General features: G+C 58.4%; 1 pseudogene. It reads left to right on the top strand.

The window, feature by feature from the left end:
- A pseudogene (locus EEB11_RS19360) lies at positions 1-370 on the top strand (IS3 family transposase); the annotation flags it as partial.

Here is a 370-nt window from a genome sequence, read left to right as displayed (position 1 = left end):
CAGCCGCAGGCAGCACATGGACATGGTCGTTCTGGCGCACATCAAGGAGATGGCGCGCCTAAGTCTGGGCAGCCATGGTCGGCCGAGAATGATCGCGGATTTGAAGGAAGTCGGCATCGATGTGGGGCACCGGCGCGTCGGGCGCCTGGTGCGTGAGAACGGGATCGTTGTTGAAAGAACACGCAAATTCAAGGTCGAGGAGGGTCAGGAAATGATCCGGGGGATCATTTCCCCGACGAGGGACAGACAGCGACCATAAGTTCAACATCGTACCGAACCTGCTGGAGCGTGACTTCACGGCGGATCGACCCAACCAAAAATGGGCGGGCGATATCAGCTGTATCTGGACCCGCGAGGGCTGGATTTATCT

The organism is Pseudotabrizicola sediminis, from assembly GCF_004745575.1.
In the GTDB taxonomy this organism is placed as follows: domain Bacteria; phylum Pseudomonadota; class Alphaproteobacteria; order Rhodobacterales; family Rhodobacteraceae; genus Pseudotabrizicola; species Pseudotabrizicola sediminis.
This window is presented reverse-complemented; position numbering and strand designations above follow the sequence as displayed.